At 68.0% G+C, this 21,139-nt stretch carries 24 protein-coding genes and 1 pseudogene; 14 read left to right on the top strand and 11 right to left on the bottom strand.

Annotated features, from left to right (window positions below; all coding sequences use genetic code 11):
- The gene (locus tag AC1RNC_RS15745; RefSeq protein WP_492887301.1) at nt 1-990 is read right to left on the bottom strand and encodes an adenosine kinase; all 990 of its coding nucleotides are present in this window, start codon (nt 988-990) and stop codon (nt 1-3) included.
- 146 nt (nt 991-1,136) lie between these two features.
- Between AC1RNC_RS15745 and AC1RNC_RS15740 the strand changes: the two genes are divergently transcribed.
- A complete protein-coding gene (locus AC1RNC_RS15740) occupies nt 1,137-1,994 on the top strand; it encodes an ATP-grasp domain-containing protein (RefSeq protein WP_492887300.1) in 858 nt (285 codons plus the stop codon).
- Here AC1RNC_RS15740 and nth read toward each other — a convergent pair.
- On the bottom strand, nt 1,991-2,698 hold the full coding sequence (nth, locus tag AC1RNC_RS15735; protein WP_492887607.1) for an endonuclease III: 708 nt from the start codon (nt 2,696-2,698) through the stop codon (nt 1,991-1,993). The two genes, AC1RNC_RS15740 and nth, sit on opposite strands and share 4 nt — an antisense overlap.
- 69 nt (nt 2,699-2,767) lie before the next feature.
- Between nth and AC1RNC_RS15730 the strand changes: the two genes are divergently transcribed.
- From AC1RNC_RS15730 to AC1RNC_RS15720, 3 genes and pseudogenes are all read left to right on the top strand, one after another.
- Nucleotides 2,768-3,244, top strand: coding sequence for a DUF2244 domain-containing protein (locus AC1RNC_RS15730; RefSeq protein WP_492887299.1), 477 nt, complete (start codon nt 2,768-2,770; stop codon nt 3,242-3,244).
- A 73-nt stretch (nt 3,245-3,317) separates the two neighbouring features.
- Nucleotides 3,318-4,220 (top strand): methylated-DNA--[protein]-cysteine S-methyltransferase, encoded by a 903-nt coding sequence (locus tag AC1RNC_RS15725; protein ID WP_492887298.1) that lies wholly within the window; start codon nt 3,318-3,320, stop codon nt 4,218-4,220.
- Nucleotides 4,221-4,226: 6 nt separating this feature from the next.
- Nucleotides 4,227-4,324: pseudogene (locus tag AC1RNC_RS15720) on the top strand (hypothetical protein); the annotation flags it as partial.
- A gap of 8 nt (nt 4,325-4,332) precedes the next feature.
- Here AC1RNC_RS15720 and hslU read toward each other — a convergent pair.
- From hslU to hslV, 3 genes are all read right to left on the bottom strand, one after another.
- Nucleotides 4,333-5,628 (bottom strand): ATP-dependent protease ATPase subunit HslU, encoded by a 1,296-nt coding sequence (gene hslU / locus AC1RNC_RS15715; protein ID WP_492838999.1) that lies wholly within the window; start codon nt 5,626-5,628, stop codon nt 4,333-4,335.
- The gene (locus AC1RNC_RS15710; RefSeq protein ID WP_492887297.1) at nt 5,625-6,464 is read right to left on the bottom strand and encodes a DUF4440 domain-containing protein; all 840 of its coding nucleotides are present in this window, start codon (nt 6,462-6,464) and stop codon (nt 5,625-5,627) included. Before AC1RNC_RS15710 ends, hslU begins: the two co-directional genes overlap by 4 nt.
- Before the next feature lie 84 nt (nt 6,465-6,548).
- Entirely contained in the window at nt 6,549-7,148 is a 600-nt protein-coding gene (hslV, locus tag AC1RNC_RS15705) for an ATP-dependent protease subunit HslV (protein ID WP_492887296.1), read from the bottom strand.
- Between the two features lie 5 nt (nt 7,149-7,153).
- Between hslV and AC1RNC_RS15700 the strand changes: the two genes are divergently transcribed.
- The 4 genes from AC1RNC_RS15700 (at nt 7,154) to AC1RNC_RS15685 (ending at nt 10,972) form a co-directional block, all read left to right on the top strand.
- Entirely contained in the window at nt 7,154-7,891 is a 738-nt protein-coding gene (locus tag AC1RNC_RS15700) for a HesA/MoeB/ThiF family protein (protein WP_492887295.1), read from the top strand.
- 58 nt (nt 7,892-7,949) lie between these two features.
- A complete protein-coding gene (locus AC1RNC_RS15695; protein ID WP_492887294.1) occupies nt 7,950-8,912 on the top strand; it encodes an alpha/beta fold hydrolase in 963 nt (320 codons plus the stop codon).
- A gap of 79 nt (nt 8,913-8,991) precedes the next feature.
- Nucleotides 8,992-10,506, top strand: a complete 1,515-nt coding sequence (gene scpC / locus AC1RNC_RS15690) for a succinyl-CoA:acetate CoA-transferase ScpC (RefSeq protein WP_492839007.1) — start codon at nt 8,992-8,994, stop codon at nt 10,504-10,506.
- Between the two features lie 82 nt (nt 10,507-10,588).
- Entirely contained in the window at nt 10,589-10,972 is a 384-nt protein-coding gene (locus tag AC1RNC_RS15685) for a group II truncated hemoglobin (RefSeq protein ID WP_492887293.1), read from the top strand.
- Nucleotides 10,973-10,976: 4 nt separating this feature from the next.
- Here AC1RNC_RS15685 and AC1RNC_RS15680 read toward each other — a convergent pair whose 3' ends face one another.
- On the bottom strand, nt 10,977-11,963 hold the full coding sequence (locus AC1RNC_RS15680; protein ID WP_492887292.1) for a 2-hydroxyacid dehydrogenase: 987 nt from the start codon (nt 11,961-11,963) through the stop codon (nt 10,977-10,979).
- A 72-nt stretch (nt 11,964-12,035) separates the two neighbouring features.
- Here AC1RNC_RS15680 and AC1RNC_RS15675 point away from each other — a divergent pair, with 72 nt between their 5' ends.
- The 4 genes from AC1RNC_RS15675 (at nt 12,036) to AC1RNC_RS15660 (ending at nt 15,363) form a co-directional block, all read left to right on the top strand.
- Nucleotides 12,036-12,560 (top strand): SH3 domain-containing protein, encoded by a 525-nt coding sequence (locus AC1RNC_RS15675; RefSeq protein ID WP_492839011.1) that lies wholly within the window; start codon nt 12,036-12,038, stop codon nt 12,558-12,560.
- 80 nt (nt 12,561-12,640) lie between these two features.
- Nucleotides 12,641-13,156, top strand: a complete 516-nt coding sequence (gene fabA, locus AC1RNC_RS15670; RefSeq protein ID WP_125158983.1) for a 3-hydroxyacyl-[acyl-carrier-protein] dehydratase FabA — start codon at nt 12,641-12,643, stop codon at nt 13,154-13,156.
- A 104-nt stretch (nt 13,157-13,260) separates the two neighbouring features.
- Nucleotides 13,261-14,475, top strand: coding sequence for a beta-ketoacyl-ACP synthase I (fabB, locus tag AC1RNC_RS15665; protein WP_492887291.1), 1,215 nt, complete (start codon nt 13,261-13,263; stop codon nt 14,473-14,475).
- 72 nt (nt 14,476-14,547) lie between these two features.
- Complete coding sequence (locus AC1RNC_RS15660; RefSeq protein WP_492887290.1) at nt 14,548-15,363, top strand: enoyl-ACP reductase FabI; 816 nt, start codon at nt 14,548-14,550, stop codon at nt 15,361-15,363.
- Nucleotides 15,364-15,417: 54 nt separating this feature from the next.
- On the opposite strand, the gene AC1RNC_RS15655 is transcribed toward AC1RNC_RS15660, so the two are convergent.
- The 3 genes from AC1RNC_RS15655 to AC1RNC_RS15645 are packed head-to-tail and all read right to left on the bottom strand — an operon-like array spanning nt 15,418 to nt 18,767.
- Complete coding sequence (locus AC1RNC_RS15655) at nt 15,418-16,026, bottom strand: TetR/AcrR family transcriptional regulator (protein ID WP_492887289.1); 609 nt, start codon at nt 16,024-16,026, stop codon at nt 15,418-15,420.
- Nucleotides 16,027-16,042: 16 nt separating this feature from the next.
- On the bottom strand, nt 16,043-17,632 hold the full coding sequence (locus AC1RNC_RS15650; protein ID WP_492887288.1) for a DHA2 family efflux MFS transporter permease subunit: 1,590 nt from the start codon (nt 17,630-17,632) through the stop codon (nt 16,043-16,045).
- A gap of 16 nt (nt 17,633-17,648) precedes the next feature.
- Nucleotides 17,649-18,767 (bottom strand): HlyD family secretion protein, encoded by a 1,119-nt coding sequence (locus tag AC1RNC_RS15645; RefSeq protein WP_492839017.1) that lies wholly within the window; start codon nt 18,765-18,767, stop codon nt 17,649-17,651.
- A 66-nt stretch (nt 18,768-18,833) separates the two neighbouring features.
- On the opposite strand from AC1RNC_RS15645, the gene AC1RNC_RS15640 reads away from it, so the two are divergent.
- Both AC1RNC_RS15640 and AC1RNC_RS15635 read left to right on the top strand, forming a co-directional pair.
- A complete protein-coding gene (locus AC1RNC_RS15640; RefSeq protein WP_492887287.1) occupies nt 18,834-19,058 on the top strand; it encodes a hypothetical protein in 225 nt (74 codons plus the stop codon).
- Nucleotides 19,059-19,076: 18 nt separating this feature from the next.
- Nucleotides 19,077-19,205 (top strand): hypothetical protein, encoded by a 129-nt coding sequence (locus AC1RNC_RS15635; RefSeq protein WP_492839018.1) that lies wholly within the window; start codon nt 19,077-19,079, stop codon nt 19,203-19,205.
- Between the two features lie 54 nt (nt 19,206-19,259).
- Here the strand turns inward: AC1RNC_RS15635 and dut are convergent, their stop codons facing one another.
- Both dut and coaBC read right to left on the bottom strand, forming a co-directional pair.
- Nucleotides 19,260-19,727, bottom strand: a complete 468-nt coding sequence (dut, locus tag AC1RNC_RS15630; RefSeq protein ID WP_492887286.1) for a dUTP diphosphatase — start codon at nt 19,725-19,727, stop codon at nt 19,260-19,262.
- A 153-nt stretch (nt 19,728-19,880) separates the two neighbouring features.
- The gene (gene coaBC, locus AC1RNC_RS15625; RefSeq protein ID WP_492887285.1) at nt 19,881-21,077 is read right to left on the bottom strand and encodes a bifunctional phosphopantothenoylcysteine decarboxylase/phosphopantothenate--cysteine ligase CoaBC; all 1,197 of its coding nucleotides are present in this window, start codon (nt 21,075-21,077) and stop codon (nt 19,881-19,883) included.
- Between the last annotated feature and the right edge of the window lie 62 nt (nt 21,078-21,139).

The raw sequence follows: 21,139 nt of genomic DNA, 5'->3' as shown, positions 1-21,139 counted from the left end.
CTAAAGACCGTTTTGGGCGGCCAGCTCGCGCAGGGAAACCTGCGGGCGCGGACCGTAGTGATCGATCACCTCGGCGGCGGCCAGGGAGCCCAGCTGGCCACAGACCGGCAGCGCGAGACCCTGGGTGAGGCCGTAGAGGAAACCTGCGGCGTATTGGTCGCCCGCGCCGGTCGTGTCCACGATTTTTTCCACGGGGTAGGCCGAGATTTCGTGAAGTTGCCCGCCCGAGGCCACGACCGAACCCTTTTCGCTGCGGGTGACGGCGGCGATCTCGACCATCTCGGTCAGCGCCTTGGTCGCGGCGTCGAAGTCGTCGGTCTCGAACAGAGCGCAGACCTCGGCGGCGTTGGCGAAGACGATGTCGCACTGGGTCTGGATGAAGCCCAGCAGGCCGGCGCGGTGGCGTTCGACCACGAAGCTGTCCGACAGGGTGATCGCGATCTTGCGGCCGGCGCCGTGGGCCAGGGCGGCGGCCTTGGCGAAGGCGCGGCGGGCTTCCGGCGGATCGAACAGATAGCCTTCCAGATAAGAGACCTGGGCGGCCTCGATGATCTCGGGATCGACGTCGGCGCTGGACAGCTCGACGCAGGCGCCGAGATAGGTCGACATGGTGCGCTGGGCGTCGGCGGTGACGTTGATCAGGCTCTGGGCGGTGGCCGGACCTTCGGCCAGCGAGGGCGTGGTGAACACGCAGCCGATCGCCTTCATATCGTGGCGAAACACGCGGCCCAGCTGGTCATCGGCGACCTTGCCGATATAGGCGGCTCTGCCGCCGAAGCTGGCGATGCCGGCCATGGTGTTGGCGACGCTGCCGCCCGAGGCCTCGATGCCGGAGGCCATGGCGTCATAGAGGCTCGCGGCCCGCGCCGGGTCGATCAGGGCCATCGAGCCCTTGGTCAGGCCTTCCTGGGCGAGGAAGGCGTCGTCGCACTGAGCGATGACGTCGACGATGGCGTTGCCGATGCCGGCGACGTCGTAGAGCGCGGTCATGGAGCGGAACAAACCTTTGAAAGAACAGGGCGGGGAAGCCACAAACACTTGGCGATTAAAGGAAGTGGGGGCTCAAGGCAACGCAAGGCTTGCCGCGCGTGTCGCGACATCTTAGCTGCGAGGCTTCGTTGAACGCGAGTATGCCGATGGCCGACGTCCTGATCCTGGTCCCCGCCCGCGACGAGCACCGCTACGGCGACAGCTGGGCGTCGCTGCTGGAGCGGCTGGCGACGCCGCTGCGCCGCCACGGTCTGACCATCGCCGCCCAGCCATGGACGGATCCGGTGAGCAAGGATCAGGCGCGTCTGGTCATGCCGTCCCTGGCCTGGGGCTATCATGCGCGCCAGGCCGACTGGTTCGCCCAACTCGATGCGTTCGAAGCCGCCGGCTTGCGCATGGTCAATCCGCCATCGGTGCTACGCTGGAACTCGACCAAGACCTATCTGGTCGAGCTGGCGGAGAAAGGCGCGCCGGTGGTGCCGACCCACGCCCACGACATTCTGACGCTGGAGCATGTCGAGGCCGCCTTCGACGCTTTCGGGGTGGACGAGGTGGTGGTCAAGCCGCAGATCTCGGCCGGCTCGCACGAGACCATCCGGGTCAAGCGCCACGGTTCGCTTCAAGGCGGACCCACGGGTCCGGCCCTGATCCAGCCGTTCCTGCCGGCGGTCGGGGAAGAGGGCGAGCTTTCCCTGTTCTATTTCGACGGCGTCTTCAGCCACGCCGTGGCCAAGGTCGCCGTGGAGGGCGACTTCCGCGTCCAGCCGCAGTTCGGCGGCAGGGTGACCGAGATCGCGCCTGAGCCCGAGGCCTTGCGCGCGGCCGAGATGGTGCTGGAGGCGGCCGGCGCGCCGCTGACCTATGCCCGCGTGGATCTGATCCGGGGCCTGGAGCACACCCCGCAGCTGATGGAGCTGGAGGCCATCGAGCCGGACCTGTTCCTCGAACATGCGCATGACCACGGCGAGGCTTTCGCCCGGGCGGTGCTCAGGGCGCTCGGCTAGGCCCCCAGGAACAATTCCCGCGAGGGACACAGATCGCTGATCTTGCAGATCTCGCACTTGGGTCGCCGCGCCACGCAGACATAGCGGCCGTGCAGGATCAGCCAGTGGTGCGCCCGGGTCTGGTAGGGCGGGGGGACGATCCGCATCAGGTCCTGTTCGACCGCGTCGGGCGTCTTGCCGGCCGACAGCTTCAGGCGGTGCGAGACGCGGAAGACGTGGGTGTCGACGGCGATGGCCGGCTCGATGTCCAGCTCGTTCAGCACCACGCTGGCGGTCTTGCGGCCCACGCCGGGCAGGGCTTCCAGATCTTCGCGGTTCAGCGGGACCTGACCGCCGTGCTTGTCCATCAGGATGTGGGCGGCGGCGATGACGTTCTTGGCCTTGGTGCGGAACAGGCCGATGGACGCGATGTACTTGATCAGCCCATCCTCGCCGAGTTCCAGCATCTTCTCGGCGCTGTCGGCGACCTGGAACAGCGGGCCGGTGGCCTTGTTAACCTGGACGTCGGTGGCCTGGGCCGAAAGGGCCACGGCGGTCACCAGTTCGTAGGGGTTGGCGTAGTTGAGCTCGGTCTTGGGATGCGGCTCCAGGCTCTCGAAGCGCTTGAACAGGATCTCGACCCGCTCGCGTTCGGCGGGGCTGATGCGCTTTTGGGCGGGCTTCTTTTTCTTCGCGAGCACGGGCTTGGCCATGGCGCGGACCATGCCGTGATGCGCCTGAAACGCCAAGAAGGACGGCTCGCCAAGCGCCAGGGACGGTCCTAAAATCCCGCCATGGCCCTACCGATCTACATGGACCGCGTGATCGCGCCCCACCGCTCGCTGACGCCGCGGGGCGCCGTGGTGCTGTTGGCGGTGGTCATGGCCTTCAACGTGATGGTGGCGATCTTCCTGCTGGTGGTCGGCGCGCCGCCGGTCCTGCCGTTCCTGGGACTGGACGTCCTGGCCCTGTGGCTGGCGCTGCGGGCCTCGGACCGCGCCGCTCGGCGGGTGGAGCGGGTCCAGGTCACGGCGGAGGCCGTCACGGTCAGCCGCGAGGACGAGAAGGGCGCACGCACCGTCTGGACCTCGCCGACCGCCTTCACCCGCGTCGGCGTCGACCATCTTGGCGAGCACGAGACCCGCGTCCGCCTGATGATCTATCGCAAGCGCCTGACCCTGGCCCGGTCGCTCAGTCCCGACGAGCGGACCCGCTTCGCCAACGCCTTGCAGGACGCCATCCGCGCGGCCCGAAACGAGCGCTGGTCATGACCGCCCCGAAACCGACCGCCCCGAAACCGACAGCAAGAACCGGGCGGACACTGTTCTCCGCGGGTCATAGCCTATGAGCATGGCATACGACGCATCCCCTATCGCGACCGCGATCCCGGAGACGGCCAGCCAGGAGCTGGTTCGTCTGGCCGAACGCTCGGTCGACTACCACCGCATGGCCAAGGCGCTCGACTGGCTGGCCGAGCGGTGGTCGGATCATCCCTCGCTGGACGAGGCGGCCCAGGCCGTGGGCCTGTCGCCGTTCCACTTCCAGCGCGTCTTCACCCGCTGGGCTGGGGTCAGCCCCAAGAGCTTCGTCTCGGCCATCGCCCATGCCGAGGCGCGACGCTCGCTGGAAGCCGGCGGCACGGTCCTGGACGCGGCCTTCGACGCCGGGTTGTCAGGCCCTTCGCGGCTGCACGACCTGTTCATCGCCCAGGAGGCCGCGACCCCCGGCGAGGTGCGCCGGCGCGGGGCGGGGATGCGGCTGCGCTGGGGCTGGGCCCCGACGCCGTTCGGCAAGGGCCTGTTCGTGATGGCCGATCGCGGCCTGGCGGGCCTGGCCTTCTCGGACGGCGACGACGAGGCGACCTTCGCCGACATGCACCGCCGTTTCCCGGCGGCCGACTGGCTGCGCGACGACGAAGCCGCCCAGGCCACGGCGATCCACGCCTTTACGGGCGGGGAAGGGCCGTTGCCGGTGGTGCTGATCGGCTCACCCTACCATGTGCAGGTCTGGAAGGCGCTGCTGCGGATTCCTGCCGGCGAGACCGCCACCTACGGACAAGTGGCGTGCTGGGCCGGCAAGCCCAAGGCGTTCCAGGCCACCGGCGGGGCCATCGGGGCCAACCCGATCTCGCTGCTGATCCCCTGCCACCGCGCCATCGGCAAGAGCGGCAAGCTGACCGGCTACCACTGGGGCCTGGCCCGCAAGGCGGCGATCCTCGGGATGGAGGCGGTCGCAGTCGCCTCATGAAACCCAGGGTCCGTCCTCGCCCTTCGACAGGCTCAGGGTGAGGACTACTCTTGCCGCCGATCAGCAGAAAACCTCACCCTGAGCTTGTCGAAGGGCGGGGTTTTCGGTCGCCCTAAAGGATGAACCGGCTCAGGTCGGCGTTGGCCGCGAGGGCGCCGATCCGCTCCTGGACATAGGCCGCGTCGATCGCCACGGTCTCGCCGCTACGATCGGCCGCCGAGAAGCTGATCTCCTCGACCACCTTCTCCAGGATCGTCTGCAAACGCCTGGCGCCAATGTTCTCGACCGAGTTGTTCACGGCCACGGCCGCGTCGGCCAGAGCGTCGATGGCCTCGTCGGTGAAGGTCAGGGTCACGCCCTCGGTCAGCATCAGGGCCTGGTGCTGACGGATCAGGTTGGCCTCCGGCTCGGTCAGGATGCGGCGCATGTCGTCGCGCGACAGGCCCTTCAGCTCGACGCGGATCGGCAGGCGACCCTGCAGCTCGGGCAGCAGGTCCGACGGCTTGGCGACGTGGAAGGCGCCGGAGGCGATGAACAGGATGTGGTCGGTCTTCACCGGTCCGTACTTGGTCGAGACCGTCGTGCCCTCGATCAGCGGCAGCAGATCGCGCTGCACGCCCTCGCGGGAGACGTCGGCGCCCGAGCGCTGGGCGCTGCTGGCGACCTTGTCGATCTCGTCCAGGAAGACGATGCCGTGGTTCTCGGTCAGCTCCAGGGCCTCTTGAGTCAGGGCTTCCTGGTCGAGCAGCTTGTCGCTTTCCTCGGCGATCAGCGGGGCCCAGGCGCCGGTGACGGTGGTCTTGTGGGTCTTGGTGCGACCGCCGCCGAACGACTTCATCATTTCCGACAGGTTCAGCACCTGTGCGCCGGGCTGGCCGGGGATCTCGAAGCTGGCGCCGCCGCCCGTGTCGGCCAGCTGCAGCTCGATCTCCTTGTCGTCCAGCTCGCCGGCGCGGAGCTTCTTGCGGAAACTGTCGCGGGCGGCGGTCGAGCCGGGGCCGGTCATGGCGTCGAGGATGCGCTCCTCGGCGGCGGCTTCCGCTTTCGCCTTCACGGCGGCGCGGCGCTTGTCGCGGACCATGGCCAGGGCGCTTTCCACGAGATCGCGGACGATCTGGTCGACGTCGCGGCCGACATAGCCGACCTCGGTGAACTTGGTGGCCTCGACCTTGAGGAATGGCGCCTGGGCCAGCTTGGCCAGGCGGCGAGCGATCTCGGTCTTGCCGACACCGGTGGGGCCGATCAGCAGGATGTTCTTGGGGGTGACCTCGTCACGCAGATCAGCCGGCACGCGCCGGCGGCGCCAGCGGTTGCGCAGGGCCACGGCGACGGCCTTCTTGGCCTCGGCGTGACCGACGATGTAGCGGTCCAGTTCGGAAACGATCTCGCGGGGGGAAAACTCGGTCATCGGTCGTTGATCAGGGTCTCGAAGATCAGGCGCCACCCGTTGGGCCGCCTTTGCCAGACATGCATATAGTGCGCGGCGACGGCTTTTTGACCCTCCGACCACGCGGCTTCGCCATGAGTCCAGACGAAATCGCCGGCCTTGGAGGCGCCGCCGCCCCGTAATGTCAGGGTCATGGCCGTCGGACGCTGTTCCAAGCGTTCCGCGATCGCCGTTGGGAGCAAGGCGCGGGTTCCGCGCGGACCGATCAAATGGGCGTCGGCCGTCAGAACGGCCTTGTAAGCCTGGGGCGCGTCCTTCTCAGCAGATTGGCTCAGCATCGTCTCGGCCGCCCGCACGGCGTCGAAGGCCTTGGCGGCCGAGCCTTCGCCAGTCTTGGACATTGGCCCTTTCCGGGCGGGCGTCGTCTGGACGGGAGCCGAGACCGGGTCGGCGGCGCTGCCGCCGTCATAGATCCAGCGCCAGACATTGTCGGCGTCCTTGCGCCAGATGCTGGAGTACCAGCCGCCCGGCTTGCCGTCGAAAAAGGACGGACCGGTGGAAAGGGCCAGGTCTCCGGACCTGGCGGCGACCACCCAGGCCGGCCACCATTCCAGCTTGGGCCCACTGTCGCCCGCCCGACTTTCGTAGAAGGCGCGGGCGTTGGTCGGGGCGGGCGTGAAGATGATGGCGTCATTGGCCATATGCTTCAGGAACGCGCGCTTCACGCCCAAGGCCAGGCCGTCGGCCGCGAAGGCGCGCTCGGCGGCCTCCACCTGGTCGGCGGGGTTCCTGGGCTCAGCCTGAACGGCGCCGGCGCCGGCCAACGCAACGCAAGCGATCGAAAGGGTCTTCAGCATGGCGGGATCCTCCCCGCGCCTAGCCAAGCGCCGGGAGAATTCGCCGCGCATCTCGTTTGCGACGAAAACCCGCTGGGCCTCGCCCTAAAGCGCTTCGACGGTGAGATTGCCGTTGGTGTAGACGCAGATCTCGGCGGCGATGGCCATCGCCTTGCGAGCGATCTCCTCGGCCGAAAGGTCCTGGTCGAGCAGTGCTTTACCCGCCGCCAAGGCATAATTTCCGCCCGAGCCGATCGCCGCCACGGCGTTGCCGTCGGCGCTCTCGCCCGGTTCCAGCACGTCGCCGACGCCGGTGACGGTGTAGATGGCGGTCTTGTCGGCCACCAGCAGCATGGCTTCCAGCCTGCGCAGGTAACGGTCGGTCCGCCAGTCCTTGGCGAGATCCACGCAGGCGCGGGCCAGCTGGTCGGGATATTGCTCCAGCTTGGCCTCGAGGCGCTCGATCAGGGTGAAGGCGTCGGCCGTGGCCCCGGCGAAGCCGGCCACCACCTTGCCGCCGGCCAGGCGTCGCACCTTGCGGGCGTTGCCCTTGACGACGGTTGGGCCCATGGAGACCTGTCCGTCGCCGGCGATCACCGTCTGTCCGTTCTTGCGCACCGCCAGAATGGTCGTGCCGTGCCAGTCGGGGAAGGAATTGCTGCTTTGCATGGCTTCGCATGTGGCGAGGCCGGGCCGGAGGGTCAAGCGCCATGAGTTTTTCAGAGGCCGAGGTCGAGCGCTACGCCCGCCATCTGGTGCTTCGCGAAGTCGGCGGTCCGGGTCAGCAAAAGCTGAAAGGCGCGCGCGTGCTGATGGTCGGGGCCGGGGGCCTGGGCGCGCCGGCGGCGCTGTACCTGGCCGCCGCCGGGGTTGGGACGATCGGCCTGGTGGATCCCGACGCCGTTTCGCTGTCGAACCTGCAGCGCCAGGTGCTCTACGCCACCGCCGATGTCGGCCGGTCCAAGGTCGAGGCGGCGGTCGAGCGTCTGGCCGCCCTGAACCCGCACACGGTCGTGGAAACCCATCCGGTATGGCTGGACTCCGCCAACGCTGGCGACATCGTCGGCCGGTATGACCTGGTGCTGGACGGCACGGACGATTTCGCCACCCGCTTCGCCGTCAGCGACGCCTGCCTGGCCCACGGCAAGCCGCTGGTCAGCGGAGCCCTGGGGCGCTGGACCGGTCAGGTCGGAATTTTCCACGGCAGGCCCTGCTACCGTTGCCTGGTTCCGGAAATCCCGCCGGACGCCGAGACCTGCGCCCTGGTCGGCGTGGTCGGCGCGTTGGCGGGGGTGATCGGATCGATGATGGCCCTCGAGGCGATCAAGCTGGTCGTCGGCGCGGGCGAACCCTTGTCGGGCAAGCTGTTGATCTATGACGCGCTTTCGGCCGAGACCCGCACCGTGAGAATCGGGGCCGATCCGCATTGTCCCTCGTGCGGCGCTTGACGGGCGACGGCGTCCGCCCAAATCCTGGCGCCCGGGTTCGACTGTCGGGGAGGGCGGGATGAAGACGCTGGCGAAGGGTCTTGCGATCGCTCTCGGACTGATCGTCGTGCTGGCGACCGCCGGCTGGTTTCTGCTGCAGCGGCCGGACATCCCCTACGCCGCGCTGGAAGCGCGGTATGGCTACGCGGATTCCCGGTATATGGACCTGCCGGGCGGGGTGCGGGCGCACTATCGCGATCTTGGCCCGCGCGAGGCGCCGGCCATCGTGCTGGTGCATGGCTTCTCGGCCTCGACCCATGCCTGGGACGCGTGGGCCAAGGCGCTGTCGGGCGACTATCGCGTGGTTGTCCTCGACCTGCCCGGCCATGGCTTGACCCGTACGCCTCCGGGCTATGCGGCCGGGCGGGACGGCTTCGACGCTGTTGTCGACGGGGTGACGGGCAAGCTGGGCCTGACCCGCTTCACCCTCGGCGGCAATTCGATGGGCGGCGGGGTGGCCTGGGCCTATGCGCTGAACCATCCGGACAAGGTCCAGCGCCTGGTTCTGGTCGATGCGGCCGGCTGGCCAATGAGCAAGGCCGGAGGGGCCTCGATCTTCGCGATCCTGCGCAATCCGCTGGGACGAAAGCTGTTGCGAAACATCGACGCCCGGCCGCTGGTCGCCCAGGGCCTGCGCGCGGCCTATCTGGATCCCAGGCTGGTCACCCCGGCGCTGATCGATCGCTATGTCGACCTGGCGCGCGCGCCGGGTCACCGGGATATCCTGCTGGGCCTGCAGACCGGCCCGCGCCGCCTGGCCTCGGCGTCCGAGCTGTCGCGGATCCATGTTCCCACCCTGGTGATGTTCGGCCAGGACGATCGGCTGATCCCGGCCCTGGACGGCGAGAAATTCCACAAGGCCATACCGGGCGCGACCCTGATCCTCTATCCGGGAGTCGGCCACGTGCCGATGGAGCAGATTCCGGACCGATCGGTGGCCGATCTGAAGGCGTGGCTGGCGACGCACCCCGTCAGATATTGACCGCTGCGGGCTAATACGGGACAGACACCGGCCCGACGGCCAAGCTAAGCCCTCGGCGTCCTGTACGGAGGCTTTGAAGATGAGCGGATCACGGATCGGACTGGAGAGCCTGGCGGCCAGGATCATGCCGGCCGAGGCGGCCGCGGCGCTGATCGCGCCGGGCGAAACGGTGGGCATGAGCGGCTTTACCGGATCGGGCTATCCCAAGGCCGTGCCGATGGCCCTGGCCAGCCGCATCGAAGCCGAGCACGCGGCTGGAAACCCCTTCCGCCTGAGAGTCTGGACCGGGGCCTCGACGGGGCCGGAGCTGGACGGCGCCCTGGCCAAGGCCGACGGCATCGAATTCCGCTTGCCGTACAACTCCGATCCCATCGCCCGCGACAAGATCAATCGCGGCGAGATGGACTATTTCGACATGCACCTGTCCCAGGTCGCGCCGATGGCCTGGCAGGGGTTCCTGGGTCCGTTGGACACGGCGATCATCGAGGTCAGCGGCATCCGCCCCGACGGCGCGCTGATCCCGTCCTCGTCGGTGGGCAACAACAAGACCTGGATCGACCGGGCCTCGAAGGTGATCCTGGAGGTCAACCGCTGGCAGAACCCGGCGCTGGAAGGGATGCACGACATCTACTACGGCACCGCCCTGCCGCCGAACCGGGTGCCGATCCCTCTAGTGCGGCCCGACCAGCGCATCGGCGAGGCCTATTTCCGCTGCGACCCCTCCAAGATCGTCGCCATCGTCGAGACCGACTCCCCCGACCGCAATCTGCCGTTCGACGCCCCGGGCGAGGACCATCGCGCCATCGCCGGCCACCTCCTGGAATTCTTCCGTCACGAGGTCGCGCGCGGCCGCCTGCCGGCCAGCCTTCTGCCGTTGCAGTCGGGCGTGGGCAACATCGCCAACGCGGTGATGTCGGGCCTGGTCCACGGTCCGTTCGACAACCTGACCGCCTTTACCGAGGTGCTGCAGGACGGGATGCTGGAGCTGATGGAATCCGGCAAGCTGCTGACCGCCTCGGCTACCGCGTTCTCGTTGAGCCCCGAGGCGGCCGCCGCCCTGAACGCCGACATGGCCCGCTTCCGCGATCGGCTGGTGCTGCGGCCCCAGGAGATCAGCAATCACCCCGAGCTGATCCGCCGCCTGGGCTGCATCGCCATGAACGGCATGATCGAGGCCGACATCCACGGGGCGGTGAACTCGACCCACCTGATGGGCTCGCGCATCCAGAACGGCATCGGCGGCAGCGGTGACTTCGCCCGCAACGCCTATGTCTCGATCTTCATGGCCCCCTCGACCGCCAAGGGCGGCAAGATCTCGACCATCGTCCCGAAGGCGCCGCACGTCGACCACATCAATCAGGACGTCCAGATCCTGGTCACCGAGCAGGGCCTGGCCGACCTGCGCGGCCTGTCGCCCCGCCAGCGGGCCGAGGTGATCATCGAGAACTGCTCGCACCCGGATTACCGTCCGGCCCTGAAGGATTACCTGGCCCGCGCCCGCCGCGACTCGTACGGCCAGCAGTCGCCGACCCTGCTGGACGAGGCCTTCGCCTGGCACCAGCGGTTCGTCGAGACGGGCGACATGCGCGGCTAGGTTCGCGCGACGGGCTTGAGGGGGATCAAGGCGCGGTCGGTCGATCGCGTCGATCCTGCCGGTTTCGAGTCCGGAGCCTTCGATGACCGTTCAACAGACCGCCTTCGACCAGATCGGCGGCGCCGCCCGCGTCGACGCCCTGGTCGAAGCCTTCTACGACCTCGTCGAGACCGACCAGGCCTATGCGGGACTGCGGGCCATGCACGCGCCCGACATGACCAACGTGCGCGCCGCGCTGAAGGGTTGGCTGACCGGCTGGCTGGGCGGCCCGCGCGACTGGTTCGTCGCGAACCCAGGCGTCTGCATGATGTCCATGCACCGCGCGATGCCGATCGACGCCGCCACGGCGGGGCAATGGACGGAGGCGATGCGCCGCGCCTTGGACCAGGTTCAGGTCGATCGCGAGATGGCCGGGGCGCTCAACGACGTCTTCGGGCGCATGGCCGCCAACATGACGACCCGCTGAGCCCTTACAGCATCGCCGGGATCACCCGGTCTGGCGGCCGGTGGCCGTCCATGAAGGTCTTCACGTTGACGATGACCTTCTCGCCCATGTCGATCCGGCCCTCGACCGTCGCCGAGCCCATGTGGGGCAGCAGCACGACATTGGGCAGCTTCAGGAGTTTGGGGTTGATCGCGGGCTCGTGCTCGTAGACGTCGAGGCCCGCGCCGGCGATCTCGCCCTTGGCCAGCATGTTGGCCAGCGCGCCTTCGTCGATCACCTCGCCGCGGGCGGTGTTGACCAGCACCACGTGCGGCCGCAGCAGCTTCAGGCGGCGAGCCGACAGCAGGTGATAGGTGGCCGGGGTGTGTGGGCAGTTGACCGAGACAAAGTCCATCCGGGCCAGCATCTGGTCGAGGCTTTCCCAGTAGGTGCAGCCCAGCTCCTCGGCGATGCGCGGGCTGACGGGCTTGCGGTTGTGATAGTGCACCTGCATGCCGAAGGCCTTGGCGCGCCGAGCCACGGCCTGACCGATGCGGCCCATGCCGATGATGCCCAGGCGCTTGCCCCACAGGCGGCGGCCCAGCATCCAGGTCGGCGACCAGCCGTGGAAGCCGCCGGACTTGACCACCTCGGCGCCTTCGACGATCCGGCGCGAGGCGGCCATGATCAGGGTCATGGTCAGGTCGGCCGTGTCCTCGGTCAGAACCCCCGGCGTATTGGTGACGATGATGCCGCGCGCATTGGCCGTGGCGACGTCGATATTGTCGACGCCGGCCCCGAAATTGGCGATCAGCTTGAGCCGATCGCCGGATCGCGACAGAAGGCGCGAGTCGATACGATCGGTGATCGTCGGCACTAGCACATCGGCGCGGCTCATGGCCTCGACCAGTTCATCCGCCGTCAAGGGTTTGTCGGAGACGTTCAGTTCGGTATCGAACAGTTCGCACATTCGCGTCTCCACCGGATCGGGGAGTTTGCGGGTGACGATGACTTTGAGCTTGCGGGCGGCCATGGGCGGTTTGAAAAGCTCTCACTGACGGGCGTTTGAAAGCTGTAGCAAAGGGGCCCGAAGGGGCCAAGCAACATGCCGTCGAAAACAAAACAAGGTTCGTTTCATGTCGTTCTTGGGGCGATCGTCGGTCTGCTGGCGGGTCCGGCCCTGGCGGAGGGTCCCAAGATCACGCCGTCGGGCCTGGAGGTGCCACGTTATGTGTCGCTGAAATACGCCGAGGTCAACGCGCGCAACGGCCCGGACGAGGCCCATCGGCTGCTCTGGATCTACCATGCCAAGGGCCTGCCGGTGCAGGTGGTGGCCGAAACCCGCGAGTGGCGTCGGATCTGCGATCCGGAAGGCGGACTGGCCTGGGTGCACAAGCGGACCACCGACGGCCGCCGCTCGGCCATGCGCGTGCAGCCGACCAACCTGCCTCTGCTCGGCGCCCCCCGGGATGGAGCCAAGGTCAGCGCCTATCTGAAGGGCCGCTCGGTCGCCCAGCTCGACAAGTGCGAAGAGGGCTGGTGCAAGCTGCGCGCCGACGGCTCGTCCGGCTGGGCCAAGGAAAGCGACATCTGGGGCGCGGATCCGGCCGTGCAGTGTCGCAAGGGTTAGGCGCCCGTCCGCCCGGCGTCGGAACACCCCCCGTCAGGGAAACGTTGAGACCTGACCCGCCGCCGTGCTAGGGCGTCCCCATGCAGAAGAACGCCTACACCTTCGAAGAACTCCTGGCCTGCGGCCGCGGCGAGCTGTTCGGCCCCGGCAACGCCCAGCTTCCGGCCCCGCCGATGCTGATGTTCGATCGCATCGTCCGGATCGAGGCCGAGGGCGGCAAGCACGGCAAGGGCTATGTCGAGGCCGAGTTCGACATCAATCCCGACCTTTGGTTCTTCGGCTGTCACTTCATCGGCGATCCCGTCATGCCCGGGTGCCTGGGCCTGGACGCCATGTGGCAGCTGGTCGGCTTCTTCCTGGGTTGGTCGGGTGGTCCCGGCCGTGGCCGCGCCCTGGGCGTCGGCGAGGTCAAGTTTACGGGCCAGGTGACGCCGGACGTCAAGAAAGTCGTCTATAAGATCGACCTGAAGCGGGTGATCATGCGTAAGTTGGTCATGGGAATCGCCGACGGCGTCCTGGAAGCCGACGGCAAGGCCATATACGAAACCAAGGACCTCAAGGTCGGGCTGTTCACGCCCGAACAGATGGCGTCCTGATCCGTTAGACGAGACCGGCCATTCCGGGAGCGGCGACGCCGCGCTCGGGGATTTGGGAGAGCTGGCCCCTGGCGGATTTCGAGGGGGAGAAGAGGATTTACGATATGCGTCGCGTCGTCGTCACCGGACTGGGGATCGTCTCGTCCATCGGCAACAACGCCAATGAGGTGTTGGCGTCCCTGAAGGAAGCCAAGTCCGGCGTGATCGCCGCGCCGGAATATGCCGAGCTCGGCTTCCGCTGTCAGGTCCACGCCGCGCCCCAGATCGAGTGGGAGCCGCTGGTCGACCGCCGCGCCGCCCGCTTCCTGGCGCCCGGCACGGCCTACGCCCACATCGCCATGGAGCAGGCGATCGCCGACTCCGGCCTTGAGGAGAGCGACATCTCCAACGAGCGCACCGGCCTGATCGTCGGCTCGGGCGGCCCGTCCACCCGCGTCATCGTCGAGGCCGCCGCCACGACGAGGGAGAAGGGTCCCAAGCGGATCGGTCCGTTCGCGGTGCCCAAGGCCATGAGCTCGGGTCCGTCGGCGGTGCTGTCGACCTGGTTCAAGATCCGCGGGATCAACTATTCGATCAGCTCGGCCTGCGCGACCAGCGCCCACTGCATCGGCGCGGGCGCCGAGCAGATCCAGATGGGCAAGCAGGACATCATCTTCGCCGGCGGCTGCGAGGAGCTGGACTGGACCCTGTCGAACCTGTTCGACGCCATGGGCGCCATGAGCAGCAACTTCAACGACCGCCCGGCGGTGGCCAGCCGCGCCTACGACAAGGACCGCGACGGCTTCGTGATCGCCGGCGGCGCGGGCGTCGTGGTGCTGGAGGAGTACGAGCACGCCAAGGCGCGCGGGGCCAAGATCTATGGCGAACTCGTGGGTTATGCGGCTAATTCCGACGGATACGACATGGTCGCCCCGTCGGGCGAGGGCGCGGCGCGCTGCATGAAGCTGGCCATGGCGCAGGCTGGCGACCGCACCATCGACTACCTGAACCCGCACGGCACCTCGACGCCGGTCGGCGACAGCAAGGAGATGGGCGCGGTGCGCGAGGTGTTCGGCGACAAGGCCCCGATGATCTCGTCGACCAAGTCGCTGACCGGGCACAGCCTGGGCGCGGCCGGCGCGCAGGAGGCCATCTACTCGATCCTGATGCTCAACAACGGCTTCGCCTGCGAGAGCGCCAACATCGAGACGCTGGATCCCGAGTTCGCCGACCTGCCGATCCTGCGCCAGCGCGTCGACAAGCCGCTGCAGACGGTGATGTCCAACAGCTTTGGCTTCGGCGGCACCAACGGCACGTTGATCTTCAGCCGCGCCGACTAGGTTGGGGAGGGTTCCGCCCGGCGGAGCCGCCTGCTAACCAGCGGTCAACGACTTCCGGAAAGGGCCCGACACATGGCCGACGAATACGCGTTCCCCAAGGGCGAGCTGATGCGGGGCAAGAAGGGCCTCGTCATGGGCGTGGCCAATCACAACTCGATCGCCTGGGGCATCGCCAGCCAGCTGGCCGCCCAGGGCGCCGAGATGGCCTTCACCTATCAGGGCGAGGACCTGGAGCGCCGCGTGCGCCCGCTGGCCGAGAGCATCGGCGTCAAGACGATGATCCCCTGCGACGTCACCGACGACGCCTCGATGGACGCGGCCTTCGCGCTGATCGAGAAGGAGTTCGGCACGCTGGACTTCGTGATCCACTCGGTGGCCTTCGCCAACAAGAACGAGCTGAAGGGCTCGTTCGTGGACAACACCACCCGCGAAGGCTTCCTGACGGCCATGAACATCTCGGCCTTCAGCTTCGTGGATGTCGCCAAGCGCGCCAGCAAGATCATGCCGAACGGCGGCTCGCTGGTGACCATGACCTATCTGGGGTCGGAGCGGACGATCCCGAACTACAACACCATGGGCGTGGCCAAGGCGGCTCTGGAAGCCTCGACCCGCTACATCGCTCGCGACTTGGGTCCCAAGGGCATCCGCGCCAACGCCATCTCGGCCGGCGCCATGCGCACCCTGTCGCTGGCCGGCATCTCGGGCGGCCGCGGCATGATCGCCCAGGGCCGCGCCTTCTCGGCGATGAAGGAAGACACCTCGATGGAAGGCGTCGCGGGCTGCGCCTTGTGGCTGGCCTCGGATCTCGGCAAGTCGACCACGGGTGAAGTCGTCCACGTCGACGCCGGTTTCCACATGATGGGCATGCCGGACCCCGAAGAGGCTTAAGGCTTCTCTAGCGCCATGGCCGCCAAGACCGGCGGCCACTTCGGCTAATCGCGCTTACGGCGCGTAGGCCCGCATGAAACGAACGGCCGCCTCCCGCGCGAGGCGGCCGTATTCGTCCGGCGTCTTGTCGGACGGCAGGCGCAGCAGCGAGCGCAGCTGGCTGTGACCCATGACCATGCCGGAAAAGAACTCCGCGGCCTGGTCGAAATTCTCCACCTTCATCCGGCCCAGCTCGGTCTCGGTCTTCAGGAACGCCGCCAGCTGCCGGCGGGCGCTCAACGGGCCGGCCTCGAAGACCTCCTTGGCGACGTCGGGCATCTCGCCCGATCCCAGCATGATCACCCGCATCATCGAGTAGCTCTTGCTGGTGATCACCGTCTCCAGCACCGAACGGGCATAGGCCTCCAGCGTCTCGGTCGGGTTGTCCACCGCCCCCGGTTCACGCAGCGAGGCGGTGATGGCCTCGACCCGCCGGTTCATCAAGGCCCGCATCAGCTCGGCCTTGGAGCCGTAGTGGTTGTAGACCGTCTGCTTGGAGACCCCCGCGCGGCGGGCGATCGCCTCCATCGGAGCGGCCAGGCCGCGTTCGCCGATCACCTCGACGGCGGCGTCGAGGATGGCTTCGGTCTTGGCGACGTCGATCTGTCCGGGCACCCTTGGCATTAGAAAACTCCGGGCATCAGTGAGCGTCCGAAGGCGGCGGGGCGGCGTTCTTGACCGGCGCGGCCAGCAGCGAGACGCCAGCGGCGACGAAGCAGCCGATGGCCAGCAGGGTGAAGCTGTCGCCGAAGGCCATGACCGTGGCCTGCTGCTGCAACATGCCGCCGATGGCCTTGCGCGCCGCGCCGCCGGGGTCGGCGACGCCCAGCTGCTGCATCCGCTCCATCAGGCCCGCCATCATGCCGGCCGTCGCGCCGCCCTGGGTCACCTTCGAGGTCAGGTCGTCGTAGTAGAGCGCCGTCTGCTGGGAGATCGAGGTGGCGAGCAGGGCGAGGCCGATGGCCCCGCCGGTGTTGCGCGACAGGTTCACCAGGCCGGAGGCGTTCTTGACCATATGCGGGGGCAGGGTGCTCATCGTGATCTGCTGGGTGGCGATCATGGCGATCATGACTCCGACGCCGCGACAAGCCTGGACGCCGGCGAATTCCCAGAAACCCCAGTCCTTGGTCACGCCATGGGCCATGTACATGCCCCAGCCGGCCAGAATGAAGCCGATGAACATCGGCACGCGCGGGTCGGTCTTACGCACCAGGCGGCCGGCGATCGGCCCGGTCAGGAACATCGACAGGCCCGAGACGATCATCGTGGTGCCGACCTCCGACGCCGAATAGTGGCGCACCCGGCCCAGGAACTGCGGCAGCAGGAAGGTGCCGCCGAACAGGCTGGCGCCCGAGACGGCCGTCATCAGCACGCCGACCGAGAAGTTGCGATTGGCGAAGGCGCGCAGTTCGACGATCGGGTTCCTGTAGGTAAGCTGTCGCCAGATGAAGGTCACCCCGCCCAGGACGGCGACCACGGTCAGCCACAGGATGCCGCTGTCGTCGAACCAGTCGTCCTTGGCGCCCTCTTCCAGCACGAACTGCATGCTCATCAGGAAGATCGCCATGACGATCAGCCCGAACCAGTCGAAGCCCTTGGCCAGGCTGGGATCGCCCTTGTCGAAGTCGGCCCAGCGATAGACGCCGAACAGCACCACCAACCCGGTCGGGACGTTGATGAAGAACAGCCAGCGCCAGCTCAACGCCTCGGTCAGGTGTCCGCCCAGGGTGGGACCGACCGTCGGGGCCAGGGTGACGATCAGGCCCATGATCACGCTGGCGGTGATGCGCCGCTCGGGCGGGAAGGCGGTGAAGGCCACGGCGAACACCGTCGGGATCATCGCCCCGCCGATGAAGCCCTGCAGGGCCCGCGTCAGGATCATCATGTCGATCGACGAGGACAGGCCCGTCAGCACGCTCATGACGATGAAGCCGGTGCACGAGATCAGATAGAGGCGCTGGGTGCCCCACAGGCGCGACAGGTATCCCGACAGCGGGATCATCACGACCTCGGGGATCAGATAGGCCGTCTGGATCCAGCTGATCTGGTCGGTGCTGGCCCCAACGCCGGCCTGGATCTGCGGCAGCGAGGCCGCCACGATCTGGATGTCCAGGATGGCCATGAACTGGCCGATGACCATGGCGCCGAAGCCGAGGAACAGTTTGGTCCAGTCGACCTCGGGTTTTGTCGGGGCCTGGGGAGCGGCGGCGGGCAGGGCGGCGTCGGTCATGACGCGCTCCTTCGCTCTAGCGATCCACGCCCTGGCGGGCGACCTGCGGCGTGGCTTGGCCGGCCTCGGCGAACGAGGGGCCCGACCGGTCGCGGACGTCGACCTTGATCTCGACCGACAGGCCCGGACGCAGAGCCTGGCCGAGCTGGCTGCGGTCGACCACGATCTTGACCGGCAGGCGCTGGGTGATCTTGGTGAAATTGCCGACGGCGTTCTCGACCGGGATCAGGGCGAACTCCTGGCCGGTGGCCGGGGCGAAGCTGTCGACCTTGCCGACGATCTTCTGCTTGCCGAAGGCGTCGGCCTTGATCTCGACCGGCTGGCCGACACGGATGCGCGAGACCTGGGTCTCCTTGAAGTTGGCGACGATATAGGCCTGGCCCAGCGGCACGATCGACATCAGCGCCACGCCCGGCTGGACCAGCTGACCCGGACGGACCGAGCGGGCGCCGACCACGCCGCCGGCGGGCGCACGGATCACGGTGCGCTCCAGGTCCAGCTTGGCCTGCTCCACGGCGGCGTGGGCGGCGGCGGCCTGGGCGATGGTCTGGGCCTTGGCCGAGCCCAGCGACTGGGCGGCGCGCTTCTCGGCCTCGAGAGCGGCCTGGGCGCTGGCGACGCCGGCCGCGGTCTGGGTGGCGCCGGCGCGCTCGGTCTGGACCTTCTGTTGCGAGACCCAGCCTTGCTTGGCCAGGGCGTCGTAGCGCTCGAGGTCGGCCTTGGCGCGCCCGGCGTCGGCCTGGGCGCTGGTCACGCCGGCCGCCTTCTGGGCGATCATCGCCTGCTCCAGGCTGGCCTTGTCGTCGATGGCGCGGATGGCCGCGTCGGCGGCGCTGGCGTTGGCGATCGCCTGGTCAAGGCGCGCCTGGAAGGTCGACGGATCGATCTTGGCCAGCACTTGGCCGGCCTCGACCCGCTGGTTGTCGGCCACCAGCACCTCGGCGACATAGCCGGAGACCTGTGGGCTGACCGACACGGTGTCGGCCTGGACGAAGGCGTTGTCGGTGCTCTCGAAGTGCTGCTTGTCGAGGAACCAGAACGTCCCGCCGACGACCACGCCGGCCAGGATGGCCCCCCCGGCGATCATCGGGACCAGCTTGCTCTTCCTGTTCGCGGAGGTTTCCGGCGAGGCCATGATCTGTTCCGATCGAAAGTTCGAAGGCGCCGGATACTGGGGTCCGACGCGCCCTTCAAGGGATAAATGGACGCGCTCGTCCAAAAATCAACGATCGACGAAAGGTTCCTGGACATCGTCGAGCCGACGGGCCGTCGCGGTCTCGGCAGCCGCGTGAGCCTGACCCTGCGACGACACGCCACGATTTTTCTTGCGCCGGAATCACGACAGACTAAAAGCCGCTCCCCAACGGCAACCAACGGTTCGGGAGCGCGTATCTCCTCCGGCGTCAGTATTCGCCGGCCCCGCTGAAGGTCGCAGGAGGTTCAGATGAAGTCCCACCCTCAGACGCCGCTCGACATGATCCGCCCGGTGCTCTGGATGGCAGCGGCTGCTTTCGCGGCCGGCTTTGGCGGCTATCTGATGCTGGGCCTGCGGGCTATCCACCCGGCCGTCTGAGCGATTGCCAAGGGTGACCGCCATTTTTGGCGGCCGCGCGCGTCCAGGAAAAGTCTAGACGCCCGTCGAGCCGAAGCCGCCCGCGCCCCGGTCGGTGGCGTCCAGGTCGTCGACCTCGACCAGCGTCCATTGCGGGGCCGCCGCGATCACGCCCTGTGCGATGCGGTCGCCCCGGCGGATGGTGAAATCCTCTTCGCCCAGATTGATCAGCAGCACGCAGACCTGGCCGCGATAGTCGCTGTCGACGGTGCCCGGGGCGTTGACCACCGTGACGCCGTTCTTGAACGCCAGGCCCGAGCGCGGGCGCACCTGCATCTCATAGCCGTCCGGAATAGCCACCGAGAAGCCGGTCGGTGCCATGCAGCGCGAGCCCGGCTTCAGGACGATCGGCTCGTCTTCAGGCACGTGGGCCCTAAGATCGAAGCCGGCCGCGCCGGCCGTCGCATAGGCCGGAACCGGCAGGTCGGCATTGCCGTCCCAGCGCTTGAAGCGGATGGCGAGGCCGGCGGGGATGGCGGACATGCTGGCGGTTCCTGGGAGAGCGTGGCAGCCGAAAGTGTGTGCGGTTTCGGCGTTCGCCACGCTCTCGATGTTAGAGTGAGCCTATCCATAGGATAGGCGCGGGAAAGGTGCGCCCGGCTGTAGCTGATTTGCCGGGCCTCCGGCCAGCGCCGCTTAAGCGAGGGCGTCGGCGATCCGCTTCGCGATTTGGGCCGCCACCTGATCCTTGGCCGCGCGGTCCCAGCGCTCAAGCCCGTCCTTGGTTATCAACAGCACGGCGTTCTCGGTCCCGCCCATCACGCCCGGTTCGGTGACGTCGTTGGCGATGATCCAGTCGCAGCCCTTGCGGGCCAGCTTGGCGCGGGCGTGCTCCTCGACATGGTCGGTCTCGGCCGCGAAGCCGACGACCAGTTTCGGCCGCAAGGGTCCGGTGGCCGACAGGGTCGCCAGGATGTCGGGGTTCTCGACGAAGGTCAGGGCCGGCGGGCCGCCCTTTTCCTTCTTCAGCTTGGTCCCGAACGCCTCGTCCACCCGCCAGTCGGCGACGGCGGCCACGAACACGCCGACGTCGGCCGGCAGGGCCGCCTGGCTGGCCGCCAGCATCTGGCGGGCGGTCTCGACATCGATCCGCTTGACCCCCACCGGGGTCGGCAGGGCGACTGGGCCGGCGATTAGGGTGACCTCGGCGCCGAGTTTCGCCAGCGCCTCGGCGATCGCGAAGCCCTGCTTGCCGCTGGAGCGGTTGGTGATGCCGCGCACCGGGTCGATCGGCTCGAAAGTCGGGCCGGCGGTGACCAGGGCCTTCTTCCCGGCCAGCGGCCGGGCGGCCTTTCCTTCAAGGAGCGCCATGATCGCCGCGAAAATCTCTTCCGGCTCGGCCAGGCGGCCGGGGCCGAACTCGCCGCAGGCCATGGCGCCCTCGTCCGGCCCGACGAAGCTGACGCCGTCGGCTTTCAGGGCGGCGATGTTGCGCTGGGTGGCCGGATGCAGCCACATCCTCACATTCATGGCCGGGGCCATTAGAACCGGCTTGTCGGTGGCCAGCAGGGTGGTGGAAGCCAGATCCCCGGCCAGGCCATGGGCCGCCTTGGCGATCAGGTCGGCCGTCGCGGGGGACACGACGATCAGGTCTGCCGAGCGTGACAGCTCGATATGGCCCATCTCGTGCTCGTCGGTCAGGGAGAACAGCTCCTGATAGACCTTGTCCTCGGCCAGGGCGGCCAGGGACAGCGGGGTGACGAACTCGGCGCCGGCCTTGGTGAGGATCGGCCGCACGCCGACGCCCGCCTTGCGGAGGAGCCGCGTCAGCAGCAGCGCCTTGTAGGCCGCCACCCCGCCGCCGACGATCAGAAGAACCCGTTTTCCGCTCACGTCGCGCTCCGCTTTCCGCGTTCGTCTCGTCCCCTGCACATGCCCACGCTCGAACCAAAGCG

It is taken from the genome of Caulobacter sp. GW822-FHT01G02, assembly GCF_058802865.1.
This window is presented reverse-complemented; position numbering and strand designations above follow the sequence as displayed.

Bases quoted from the DNA above. Each gene is read 5' to 3' on its own strand.
- AC1RNC_RS15685 (WP_492887293.1), top strand. From the start codon at position 10,589: ATGACCGTTCAACAGACCGCCTTCGACCAGATCGGCGGCGCCGCCCGC.
- AC1RNC_RS15635 (WP_492839018.1), top strand. From the start codon at position 19,077: ATGAAGTCCCACCCTCAGACGCCGCTCGACATGATCCGCCCGGTGCTC.
- AC1RNC_RS15745 (WP_492887301.1), bottom strand. From the start codon at position 990: ATGACCGCGCTCTACGACGTCGCCGGCATCGGCAACGCCATCGTCGAC.
- fabB (WP_492887291.1), top strand. From the start codon at position 13,261: ATGCGTCGCGTCGTCGTCACCGGACTGGGGATCGTCTCGTCCATCGGC.
- scpC (WP_492839007.1), top strand. From the start codon at position 8,992: ATGAGCGGATCACGGATCGGACTGGAGAGCCTGGCGGCCAGGATCATG.
- AC1RNC_RS15680 (WP_492887292.1), bottom strand. From the start codon at position 11,963: ATGGCCGCCCGCAAGCTCAAAGTCATCGTCACCCGCAAACTCCCCGAT.
- nth (WP_492887607.1), bottom strand. From the start codon at position 2,698: ATGGTCCGCGCCATGGCCAAGCCCGTGCTCGCGAAGAAAAAGAAGCCC.
- AC1RNC_RS15645 (WP_492839017.1), bottom strand. From the start codon at position 18,767: ATGGCCTCGCCGGAAACCTCCGCGAACAGGAAGAGCAAGCTGGTCCCG.
- fabA (WP_125158983.1), top strand. From the start codon at position 12,641: ATGCAGAAGAACGCCTACACCTTCGAAGAACTCCTGGCCTGCGGCCGC.
- AC1RNC_RS15675 (WP_492839011.1), top strand. From the start codon at position 12,036: ATGCCGTCGAAAACAAAACAAGGTTCGTTTCATGTCGTTCTTGGGGCG.
- AC1RNC_RS15700 (WP_492887295.1), top strand. From the start codon at position 7,154: ATGAGTTTTTCAGAGGCCGAGGTCGAGCGCTACGCCCGCCATCTGGTG.
- hslU (WP_492838999.1), bottom strand. From the start codon at position 5,628: ATGACCGAGTTTTCCCCCCGCGAGATCGTTTCCGAACTGGACCGCTAC.
- AC1RNC_RS15730 (WP_492887299.1), top strand. From the start codon at position 2,768: ATGGCCCTACCGATCTACATGGACCGCGTGATCGCGCCCCACCGCTCG.
- AC1RNC_RS15650 (WP_492887288.1), bottom strand. From the start codon at position 17,632: ATGACCGACGCCGCCCTGCCCGCCGCCGCTCCCCAGGCCCCGACAAAA.
- AC1RNC_RS15695 (WP_492887294.1), top strand. From the start codon at position 7,950: ATGAAGACGCTGGCGAAGGGTCTTGCGATCGCTCTCGGACTGATCGTC.
- AC1RNC_RS15660 (WP_492887290.1), top strand. From the start codon at position 14,548: ATGGCCGACGAATACGCGTTCCCCAAGGGCGAGCTGATGCGGGGCAAG.
- AC1RNC_RS15725 (WP_492887298.1), top strand. From the start codon at position 3,318: ATGAGCATGGCATACGACGCATCCCCTATCGCGACCGCGATCCCGGAG.
- AC1RNC_RS15740 (WP_492887300.1), top strand. From the start codon at position 1,137: ATGGCCGACGTCCTGATCCTGGTCCCCGCCCGCGACGAGCACCGCTAC.
- AC1RNC_RS15655 (WP_492887289.1), bottom strand. From the start codon at position 16,026: ATGCCAAGGGTGCCCGGACAGATCGACGTCGCCAAGACCGAAGCCATC.
- dut (WP_492887286.1), bottom strand. From the start codon at position 19,727: ATGTCCGCCATCCCCGCCGGCCTCGCCATCCGCTTCAAGCGCTGGGAC.
- AC1RNC_RS15710 (WP_492887297.1), bottom strand. From the start codon at position 6,464: ATGCTGAAGACCCTTTCGATCGCTTGCGTTGCGTTGGCCGGCGCCGGC.
- AC1RNC_RS15640 (WP_492887287.1), top strand. From the start codon at position 18,834: ATGGACGCGCTCGTCCAAAAATCAACGATCGACGAAAGGTTCCTGGAC.